Source organism: Synechococcus sp. CCAP 1479/9 (assembly GCF_019038535.1).
Taxonomy (GTDB): domain Bacteria; phylum Cyanobacteriota; class Cyanobacteriia; order PCC-6307; family Cyanobiaceae; genus Cyanobium.
Genome location: NZ_JAFKRK010000008.1, coordinates 21,727 through 32,763 on the forward strand (window position 1 = coordinate 21,727; position 11,037 = coordinate 32,763).

Genomic DNA, 11,037 nt, shown 5'->3' on the forward strand with positions numbered 1-11,037 from the left:
TGCGGCGGGTGATGGGCGCGTTTGGCATGCAGCCGCAGCTCTCAGAATGCAACTGATCGCCCCCACCACCACCAAGAGCCATGGTGTCCTTTGAGCAGATAGCCGACACCCTCGACATGGCGCTCGACCGGGGTGACCAGGAGGCGCTGAGAAGAGCACTTGCCGCCGTTGACTCCCAATACCCGCCAGGTACCGATCTGCCCCCCGCCGAGACCGCGCGTCTTGCAGGTCTTCTGATCGATGCCGGTGCAGCTCTCCAACTCCCTGCGCCTATACAGCGGGGGCAGTCCTTGTTCGAGAAAGAGTGGAACCGTCTGAAGCCAATCTATGGCGAGGCACAGCTTCACTACAACTTGGGGAACGGGCACCAGGCTCTCTATGAAATCGAGCGCTCCAGACCGTCTTGGCGATTCAATCTCGAAGGCGTGGAGTCATGCTTTAAGGCAAAGTCATCCTACTGGCGCGCTCTAGCACGAGTGCATCCCCCAGAACTTACTCCACGGCTATTGACAAATCTTGCGAACGCACTCGACTCTTCAGGGCGGGTGGTGGATGCTCTTCATTACTACGACAACGCATTGTCGATTTCTCCTCAGTTTGGGATGGCAAGTTGCAATCGTGGGCAAGCCTTGCTGAACCTGAATCAGATTTCAGGCACCTACTCGGTCAAGCTTCTGTACGAGATATACAAGTCCCTCGATGTAGCAAAGAAGAGCGAATCACTGGACCCTTGCGCTCGAAAGCTGTCGGAGATGCATGCCACGAAAATCGCCGAGTTGCTTCGCGAGCATGGCTATGACAAGCATGAGGATCCGCATTCTGTTCTACAGAACCAGCAGGAGGTGAGCTCCCATGACTCATATTGGCTTTGGTGCCTTGAGCACTCGTTGGTTCTCTCCGAACACGCCCTTTATTGCCGTTGTGTTGGAGCGAGGCGCGATGATCTGTCAATTCTGACGCCTGGAGACGCCAAGTTGTCAGGTGCCATGGTTCCAAAGATGGAACTACTACTCAATCGAATGAAGTCGGAGTACTGTCTCTCCCGCGCACTCTTGTACCAATCTGTCGCTCCTGAGCGCACACCTCAGTGGGATCTGGCGCCGTTTGAAGGAACATTCACAGAGCTGCTGGATGACGAGGAAGTCGGAATTGAGACCGAATTTCTGCGCACGAGTTTTCGCCTGTGCTTTGGGATTCTAGATCGGATAGCGCGAGGCATCTGCGACCTCTTTAAGCTGGCAGGGCAGCAAGAGAATGTCTACTTTCACACTTTTTGGCGCCCAACTGGGAAGGCAAATGATCAACGGTGGGTTGCTCTCAATCAGATTAGCAATGCGGGCCTGGTAGCCTTGTATGGTCTGGCCCGCGATATGAGCGAGCAGAAGGATGGCGAGTGGAGCAACCTTCGGCGGTATCGAAATCTGTTCGAGCATTCGCTATGCCTGGTTCGTAAGGACACTGCGCCGGAAGACCTTCCTCCATGGTTCGATGGTGAGCCACTGCCGTCTGTTTCCCGTCGACAGATGCGGGCGGACGCGGCAGATATGTTGAGATTCGCACGCGCTGCAATTTTCTACTTTGCGCTCCTAGTCCGGGCCGAAAGCCTCGACGTCGAGAACGAAGTGAGGGGACATACCATTACCTTCCAAAAGAAGCCCGTCGGGAAGGACTGATGCCTAACCAGCCCCTCGAGTGGACAGGCCACCAATTACTCTCAGCTGTGCCGCCCCAGGCTTCTTGCCTGCCACTCATGGGCAGCGTTAGGCGACATTAATGGCCCATTTCCAGTAATTGCTGTGAATTTTACTTGGTACTCACTAAAGGCTCTTGGAACCAGCACCGTTGTTCGATCGGCAAACATATGGGCATTGGTTGTGCCCATCGCCGCAAAGCTTTTGGATGGCGTTGAGGACGTCGTAACTGTGACTATTCTCGGGCACGCCTTCCCCTTGCATCTTCAACTTCCATTTAGCTGGAAAGTACTATTCTTTGCATCACTGGCATTCCTCATTGCCAATATTCTCTTCATGGCATTTTGTCCTGCACTGGTTAAGCAGACCGATACCTATCGAGACTATGCCAGTCAGCGCCGGGGTGGGTCAGAGCTGAGCTCTGAACTTCAACAACTCGGCAAGAGTCAGCTGGTATCTGAAACAGAAATGGCCCCTTGGATTAGTTGGCTAAACCTTCGTGAAACTCTCGTCGCGAACCCAACGCAGCGCAGGCCTGAAAGCTTCTCATCAAACGATGACGATAGGGCTTTTGTGGAGATTTATACGCTCGTAGCTGAGCGAGTAGCACTCAGATCTTTTGTTGCACGGTATGCTTGCGCCCAATTCTATTCGCTTGGTCTGGCTGGTATTGCTGTTGTACTAGTGCAAAATGTCATTTTCGTGCTGAAGCACCTTTAGTCGCTTTGCGCGATACGTGGAGACGGGGCTTAACATCAAGATTCATCGGACGGGTCCAAGGGAGTCTGATCAACGCTTAAAGCCATTTCCCGTCGCCGATCTTGGCGTTCGACATAAAACCAACTTATATGAAAACCCATGTCACATTCCTCGCAGAAGGATTAAATCAAGTCGAGCCAAAGAAGAATTTCATCAATGATAGCAACTTTGGAGAAGATATGGCGCAATGGATAATCGATGGGTTCAATAAGTCTGGGGATGTATCGGCAGATCCGGAGCCGCTACAGGAAGATTGGGGATGGCGTGTTTATGTATCTACCGATGGGTTTTCCGGAAACATAGGATTAGGATCTTATGTAGTGGGAACCTCAAGCGGAGATCATGATGGATGGGTGTGCTTTTGGGATAAGCCCAAATGGAAGAAGCCATTCTTGTTCTTCGGAAGAGCCAAGGCAGACGAATACAATAAGCGAGTAGAAGAGTCCTCGGTAAAAATTATATTGAGGTTTCACGGTATTCTTTGTGCATCGCAGCGTATTTCTCAAATTCGATGGCACGACGAAGCTGATTTTTTGAAAGGCAATGAAGAGAGCTGGACGCCAAAACCGCTATGAAGAAGCCTGAACCTAGCAACGTGCTAGAGCCAGCACGGATGATTGGCGCAGAGCGTGCGTCTCACTTTCGACGTTAACTTGTCAACAAGCCCAGTTTCTTTATCGGGTCAACACCTGATCTATGCCGGGCAGCTGTGTCTTCAGGCAATCGGCACATGCTCCACAAACACAAGCCGGCGGCCGGTCCTGGTGCTGGTCATGCTGTGGCGCGGGGCTGGGCCATCAATGGCGTACTCCTCATACTCCGCGATCACCAGCCGTAGCTTTGCGCCGTCCGGCTCGGGCAGGTCGATCCGCCCGTCCCAGAGCGGCGGGCGCAGCCAGAGCTGTTCAGCCCCGACCCCTAGGGCCAGGGCTTCGGCGAAACGGCGTTCGGCGATCAACTCGCGGCCCAGAGCCAGCCGTTCCGGTGCCGGCGCGAACGGTCCGATGGCCGGGACCCCGTCGGCGGCCACGCCGTCGCCGATCCGGACCCAGCCGAAATCCGATCCGAGCGTGGGTTCCAGCCGTTCGAGCCACACCTCCACCACCGGTTGTGGCGATACCGGCGTCACCTGATTCACCTGCTCGCTCAGAACGTCGATTTCTGAGCGCGGCCGCACCTCGCGCGAGCCGCCCGAGGCCTCGTAGCCAGTGCCGAACAGCGTCACGCCACGCGAGCGTCCCTCTCCGGCGGCGCGCACGACCAGCGAGCGGTCGGCGGCCAGTTGCATCACGTCGGCCAGCACCACCTCGGACAGGTGCGCGCCATCGGTGGAACAGGGCTGATAGCGCGCCAGCGCCAGCCGCACGAACGGCCAGTAGGCCGCACCGGAGTTGACCTCGATGTCGCAGAACCAGAGTCTGCGCTCGGGGTCATAGCTCACGTCATGGGGGGCGACCACCACCGGGGCGTTGCTGCCCGGCAGCCCCAGGCCCACGCGGAAGGCCCCCGGTGGCTGGTCGGCCTCCGTCGCCGGAGCGCCGGGGGGCAGCCAGCTCCCGCTGGGGTCAGCCTGCCGGCGCGCCAGGGGGAAAGCGTCAGGGCCGGGTGCGACGCCCGGCACGAAGGGCGACTGCCAGATCGGGTCGTTGCCCCACTGGGTCACCGTCCGGCGATAGACGCCGCCCGCTGCGCTCTCGGGGTCGCCGGCCAGGCCCGCGGGCGGCAGCACCACCGCCAGCATCTCCCCATAGCCGCTCCCATTCCAGGGCCGCTCCAGCCAGACCCGCAGTCCGCCGCCCTGGCGCCAGCTGCGCTGGTTGCCATCGGCGTCGCGGCTCCGCACCCAGCCGAACGTGGGCACCACATAGAGGATCTGCGGCGCCGGCGGCGGTGCCGAGCTGGGCACCCAGCCCACCGTCTCGGGGCCCTCCAGCGTGATCGCCTCCATCAGTGCCGCCGGCAGGTGCTCGCGGTAGCGCGTGGTGGCCATCAGGCGATAGGCAATCCGCCGATAACGGGTGTCGTTGAATTCGTGGGGGCGGATCGCCAGGCGGTCGCGGCGCGGGCTGTTCACGCCGATCACGTCGGGGCCACGGCCTTCGTCGGCGGGCAGGGTGTGGTCGGCATGGGCACCGGGGCCGCTCTGGTAGTCACCGCTGTCGGTGATCTTGATGTGGAAGGCCAGGTCCGCCCGCGGCTGGTCCTCTGGCCCCGCGCTTCCCAGAGGCTCGAGCGGCTCGTGCCAGCGCGCCAGCAGGTCGATCCGATCGGTGCTCTTCAGGCTGACCCGGGCCGGAAACACCGGGAAAACCGCGGTGTTGCCGCCGCCGCGGCGCAGCTCCAGGTCCTCGAGGCGGGGCATGATCAGCGGTCGCTGGACGGCATGGACCAGTTCGACGTCCTGCCATGGGGTGAACAGCCAGGTCCGGCCGTCCAGGGTCGGCTCGGCCAGGGCGTCCCTGGTCGGCTGGTCCAGCCACTCCCACAGCCCCATCCGCTCGAACAGGTCGCGCTTGCGGATCTGCATCGACAGACGCAGGGTCGCCCGCTCGCCCTTGGCCAGCGGCACCCGCAGCACCCTGGTCGCCGCGTCGAACGCCGGCGTCTCGTCCGGGGTCGTGGCCTCCGCAAGGGCGATGGTGAAGGGCTGCGCCTCGGGCCAGACCGCCCCGTCGGGGTAGAGATCGATCGCGATCGTCGCGGCTTCGGCCATGGCCGGATGGCCGAGGAAGCGGGCGGCCACCCGCCGCGCCATCGGGTCGGGCAGCCAGGTGAGCGCCCGGCCCTCGGGCCACACCCCGTAGCGGGCGGCCTCGGCCTGCGGCTGGGCCCCGACGGGCACCGCTTCCTCCACCAGCGCGGCCAAGGGGTCGCTCGCCGGGCGGTCCTTGTCCAGCGCGAGCATCGCGAAGCTGGCCGGGTTCAGCTGGCCGGCCTGATCCAGCGCCCCGTGCAGCTCCGCGTCGCGCACCGTCACCTGCGGCGGCAGCACGGCGCGGATCGCCACTTCCGGGCTGGCGGCCGGGTCGTCGAAGACCTCGTTGAAGCTGCGGATCACCATCCGCGCCATCGCCTCGCCTTCGGCCAGCACCGGGCTGGCTCCGCCGGCGGGCCGCACCAGGGCGATCACCGGCGCCGCCAGCGGTTCGAAGCGCAGGAAGGGCCGCGGGGCGGCGGCGGGTGCCTCGGGGCCGAAATCGGTCGGGGCCGGGGGCAGCGAGTTGCCGGCCAGGTCCACCGCCCGGGCCCGCAGGGCATAGGAGCGTCCGTAGCGCAGCCGCGGCAGCGACCCCTTCACGGCGCCGAAGCGCGAGGCGAAGTCCAGCCCCGCCACCGCCCCGGCGCCGTCGCTGAAGCGCGGCTTGCCGTCGGGACCCTTGTCGATGTCGTCGCCCACGCCCCGTCCCGGCGGTGGCGCGGCGAGGCTCCACCCCGTCCAGGCCACCATCGCCTCGTGCAGGTTCAGGATGTCGGCGTTGTAGGTGGGGTCGGGCGAGCGGGTCGCCGCCAGCTGCACGGTCGCCTCCTCCTCGCCGGCGGCCGGGCTGACCTCCACCGCGCCCGCGCCCTGCCCCAGGGTGTAGGTCGCCAGCCGCCGGCACAGGGATCGCCACACACCGGTGCTGCTGTCCCAGACGTCGATGCGATAGCCGCGCACCAGGTCCTCGGCCCACAACGCCACCGCCGGCACCGCCGCCGCCGCACCCGCCAGCTGGGCCTTGGTCTGCGACAACCGTGCTTCGAGCGCCCCGGCGCGGTCCTTGCGCACCAGCATCAGCCCGGCGGTGCGCAGGGCCGGGGCACCGGCCCGCTTGTCCTTGCGCGTCACGTCGTCGAACAGGTGCGCAGGATCGCTGGCGGCGATGGAATCCGCCTGCCGCAGCGAGCGGGCGAAGTTCATCAGCTTGAACACGGCACCGTCCACATCCGCCTGCAGCAGATCAAAGCCGTCGGGCTGGCTGTACAGGTCGAGCAGGCCAGCCTCCACCCGCATCTCGATCCCGGGGCCCGGCGCCACCCGTGAGCGGGCACTGAAGCTGCGGTCGCCGATCCTGGCCTTCGTGACCGGTGCCAGATCAGCTACGTCCTGCCGCGTCGGCAGGTCGGGGAAGCGCACCACGACGCTCAGATCCACATCGCCGGCCTGGAACAGGCCCGGATCCAGCCGAAAATCCAGCACCAGTCCCAGCCGGCGCAGCAGCGTCGGATAGGCGTTCAGGGCCGCAACGGCGCGGTGGAAATCGAAGCTCGACGCCAGTTCGGCCTCGCTGGCCGGGGCGGGCGGGCGTTCGAACCCTTCGGTGTCGACGCTGATCCGTGGATCATCCTTCCGGGCCACCGTCTGAAGCGACTTCGGGCGCAGGGGCGGTGTGTGGAACAGCTCGAACCGGGCCAGGTGCGCCGCGGCTGCTGCCGGCCCTTGCCGGGCCGAGCCGACCGGGGCCAGGTCGGCCAGCCTGCGCAGGGTGGCGAAGCGTCGTTCGGCCTGGCTGGCACCGCCGGCCCGCGGCAGGTTGCGGGCGCCCTCCGGCGTGCCCCAGCGGTCGACCTCGGCCACCGCCTCCACAAGTCCACTCCAGAGTGGATCCTCCAGCAGGTCGGCGCCGATGCGCGGCAGCACCCCGGCCGACCGCTGCGCCAGATCGACGTAAAGGTCGCGCACCAGATCATGGACATCGGTGCTGCTGTAGGAATTCAGCTGGCTGTCGAGGATCTCCGCCTTCAGCCGGTAGGGCGTGACCGGCAGTGCCGGCCCGAACAAGGCCGTCCAGGCGGCGCTGTCGGGGGCGCCCAGCGTCGTGTCATGGCCCTCCCCCCCCACCGATCGTCTGGCGACCGGCTGGCCATTCGCCAGGATCGTGATGTCGGCCGTCGCCAGGGCCGCCGGCCAGTCGAGCCACTCGGGAAAGCTGGCCAGCACCGGCACCTCGGCCTCGGGGTCGAGCCGGGGTGAGAGCAGCACCGACAGGTGCAGTTGGCCATCCTCGGTGCTGAAGCCATTGGGAAGACAGGTCCAGACGAAACGTTGCCGGGTCATCAGGCTGCCTCCAGCGCGAAGGCGGAGCAGTAGTCGTCCCAGACCGTCTGATCGGGCATCAGATCGAGGAAGCGCGGATCGGCCTTGCCGCCGCCGAATTCGCGCCGGCAGCGCACCGTGACATCGAAGCTGAGCAGCAGCACCTCCACCTCGACGATCAACTCGGCTTCGCCATAGACCACCGATCCGCCGCCGTCCTTCTCATAGGCCAGTTGCAGGTTGAAGGTGAGGGAGGCCGAAAAGATCGCCACCACGGTCAGCTCGCCATGGATCCGCACATAGCCCGCCAGCTTCACGCGGCCTTCGCTCTGCCAGTGGAAATAGACCCCCGCCTTGATCTCGACCGTGCCCGAGGCGACGACGAGGTTCAGCGCGATGGCCGCACCGAATTCCAGCGCCGCCTCGATCTCCTGCACGCCCTTGGCACCGACGCCGATGGCAAAGAAGCCGCCGCCGCCCAGCAGCGACACGGTCAGGCTGAACGGGCACTGGCGTTCGGCGAAGTTGAACCGCACCGTCACGGGGCGGTTGTCGAACGGCAGGCTGAAGCCGGCGCCGAGGCTGACGTTCGAGAGCGAGAAGATGCCCACTTCGATGGCCGGCAGGCCCAGGGAATAGCCGGCCGCGATGCCGCTGGGGGTGACGCTGAGCCCGGCGCCGTCGCCGAACCCGCCGCTGGGGATGAACGCGCGCAGGTCGTTGACGAATTCCAGCGGGCCGCCGAAGCGCACGGCGTCGTCGCCCTCGGCTAGGGCGACCGCCACCGCGGGCTTCCGTCCCGGCAGGGCATCGAAGCTCAGCCGCCGGAACCACAGGATGATGCAGCCGAACAGGTTGAGCTTGAAGTTCTCCAGCACGGCATGGGCCTCGCGCGTGGGGGGCCGGGCCGGGTCGAACGGCACCACCGTGCGGCCTGACAGGCGCAGGGGCGTCGGGTTCACGCCGTCCGCCCGCGGCACCATCAGCTTCAGGGCATCCGGGCGGGTGACGACGGTGGTCCACTCAAAGCCGGCCTCGACCCGGTCCGGAAACGGCGTCTCCAGCAGACGCGGCGCATCGGCGGCATCCAGCGCGGCCACCACCGGGTTGATGATCTCCCCCAGCGCGATGCCGCCGATCAGGGTGGCATCCAGCGGGAAGAAGTCGGCCACGCTGAAGCGGTTGGCGATGCCGTTCGCCAGCGCCGTCGCCGTGCTCAGGCCGGGCTTGGCGGACACCGGGCCCGAACGCTTCGACAGGCCATAGATCGCCATCTGCGGGGCGCCGATTCCGCCAAGAGCATCGGTCTGGCCCTGGCCGCCGCCGCCGAACTTCAGGTCAAGGGCCGGCCCGGCCACCTCGAGATAGATCTCACCGGGGTTCGCCTTGTTCTCGACCACCACGTCGGGGTAGCGCATCTCGATCCCGTCCGCTCGGCCCAGCAGGGTCTGGATCGCCGGCACCCGCACCCTCGCCTGGTCCATCTCGGGATGGAACTGCGGCGCAAGGTCCTCGGCGCCCACCACACCGCCCACCACAAAGCGCATCCACTCGGTCGGCAGGCTCGACACACCGCCGCCGGCATCGAAGCGCACGCTGCCCCCGCCCAGGTCAGTCTCGCGCCGCGCCGGTGGGGCGGCGTCATAGCCGGCGCGGATCTCGGCGGCGCGCGCCCGGTTGGCCACCTCGCTGACGAACAGCATCGGCAGCGTGAACACCCGCCGCTCGCCGTTGCGATCGGTTCCGGCCACCTCGAAGCGGAAATCTCCGCTGCCCTGCAGCCGTGGCCAGAACACCATCCGGGGCGAGACCGTGATCGTCTTGCCGCCCACCACCACCGGTCCATACACGGCCCCTCCGGTCTCGTCGATCCGCGACGGCCCGGCGGCGGGGTCGGTCAGGTCCGGGGTGTCCCCGGTCAGAATCTCCACCTCGGTGAAGGGCAGGTTGCGAGCACCGTGTTCATGGGTGCTGCCGTCATAGCGGCGGATCCTCTCCCGCACGATCAGGAAGAAGCGCTGGCGCAGCAGCGCCAGCCTGTCGCCCGGGCGGGCCGGGTCGGCGGATTCGAACCGGCGCTCGGTCACCTTCACCAGCGAGGCGGCATGGCCGAAGGGCATCAGGAAGCCGGCATAGACCACGCGCACGACCTGGTCCCGGCCCAGCGTGGCAAGGTGACGCCATTGCTCCAGATCGACCCCTTCCGGCCTGGGCTCCCAGTCGCCGCCGGCCTCCAGCAAGGCCCCCAGCGCGGACAGGTGCAGCCGCTTCGCCTCGGCCGATGGCGGCAGGTACGTCCGGCCTGAACCGGCCCGCTTCTGACGCCAGTCGGCGGTGAGTTTGACGAGGAAATCCCTGTCCTGTCGGTCGAGGCTCATCCGGAACGGCCCCGCCCCATCGCCCGTGGCGTCCAGGTCGGGGGACCACAGGAAGCGCAACCGCGACGCCGCCCCCTCCGCCCCTGACAGCCGGGTATGCCACAGCTCGGTGCGGCCGCGGGCGGTGACAGGCTCGTCGCGATGCTGCCATTGCGGCGTCCCGGCAGGGGTCCCGATCGGTGTCATGAGCAGCCGATAGGGCAGCTCCAGCGCCGTGACCGAGCTCCCTGGCTGGTGCGGGGTGTCGGCCAGCAGCGGCAGGTAGGGCATCGCCCCGATCCCCGCGGCCCGGTCACTGATCCCCGCCGCAGCGGCGGTGGCGGCCAGCCGTCCGGCAGATCCGGCCGCCAGGGCCGCCAGCGTGGCGGTGTGGAGATCACCCCGGCGCAGTTGGGGGTGGCGTGTGAACAGGCGGTCGGCTTCACGGCGCAGCGCTTCGAAGGCGACCGGGGCCGGCTGGCCGTTGTTCAGCCCACCGGCCGCCAGATCGGCGATCCGCTGGGTGCCTTCCTCCAGCCGGCGCTTGGCATCGACGGCCTCGTTGTCCGGCAGGTTCGCCAGAATCGCTGCGGAAAGCCGTTCGGCCACATCGGCGCGCAACCAGAGCGGATCGAAATCCACCTGGTCGGGCCGGGCGCCGATGGCGAGGTTCATCGGCCAATCGCGCAGGGCGGCCAGAACGGCGGCCAGGGTGAAGGGCAGATCCTCCAGCGCGTCGGGCATCCGCAGAGCGATGCGGCTGGGCCCTGCCATGCGCACCCGCGCCGGCAGCCGCCCCAGCAGCGGTTCGGCCGTTGGCTTGAGATCGTTGTTGGCCTGCTTTGTCGCGGTAACGCCGCTGATCACCGGCTGGCCGTTCCTGGACGGCGGCAGTTCGTTGCCGACACCGGTGGCGTCCAGATCGGATTTCACGGCAAGGAAGGCCTCCTCGCCGAAGCTCTGGGGCGGAAACTCGATGATCAGGAACGAGCGCTGCCCCGGGGTGTCGCGGACGAGCCGCGCCGCGCCATCGCCATCGGGGCGGATGCGCAGGTTCTCGACCATCAGGTCGAACACCAGATGATCGTCGGGTCGCCGCACCGGCACCCGGAGCGGAGCGCGCTCCCGGGGCGCCAGCCGCTCGATCAGGGGTCCGACCAGGAACGGATTGTTCACGGAATCCGACACAGGTGCGGAGGGTGGTGAAACCCGA

Annotated in this window: 5 protein-coding genes; 3 read left to right on the top strand and 2 right to left on the bottom strand. The window is 65.9% G+C overall.

All coding sequences use genetic code 11. The annotated features are described in order from the left end of the window. Positions 1-80: 80 nt before the first annotated feature. From KUG38_RS03045 to KUG38_RS03055, 3 genes are all read left to right on the top strand, one after another. Entirely contained in the window at positions 81-1,673 is a 1,593-nt protein-coding gene (locus KUG38_RS03045) for an LA2681 family HEPN domain-containing protein (RefSeq protein ID WP_216918993.1), read from the top strand. A 201-nt stretch (positions 1,674-1,874) separates the two neighbouring features. After that, complete coding sequence (locus KUG38_RS03050) at positions 1,875-2,411, top strand: hypothetical protein (protein WP_216918994.1); 537 nt, start codon at positions 1,875-1,877, stop codon at positions 2,409-2,411. A 128-nt stretch (positions 2,412-2,539) separates the two neighbouring features. Continuing rightward, complete coding sequence (locus tag KUG38_RS03055; RefSeq protein ID WP_216918995.1) at positions 2,540-3,025, top strand: hypothetical protein; 486 nt, start codon at positions 2,540-2,542, stop codon at positions 3,023-3,025. Positions 3,026-3,165: 140 nt separating this feature from the next. Here the strand turns inward: KUG38_RS03055 and KUG38_RS03060 are convergent, their stop codons facing one another. Continuing rightward, positions 3,166-7,488: a hypothetical protein gene (locus KUG38_RS03060; protein ID WP_216918996.1), complete on the bottom strand. Its 4,323-nt coding sequence runs from the start codon at positions 7,486-7,488 to the stop codon at positions 3,166-3,168. Further along, on the bottom strand, positions 7,488-11,000 hold the full coding sequence (locus KUG38_RS03065; RefSeq protein ID WP_216918997.1) for a hypothetical protein: 3,513 nt from the start codon (positions 10,998-11,000) through the stop codon (positions 7,488-7,490). The genes KUG38_RS03060 and KUG38_RS03065 overlap by 1 nt, the downstream gene beginning before the upstream one ends. Positions 11,001-11,037 lie beyond the last annotated feature (37 nt).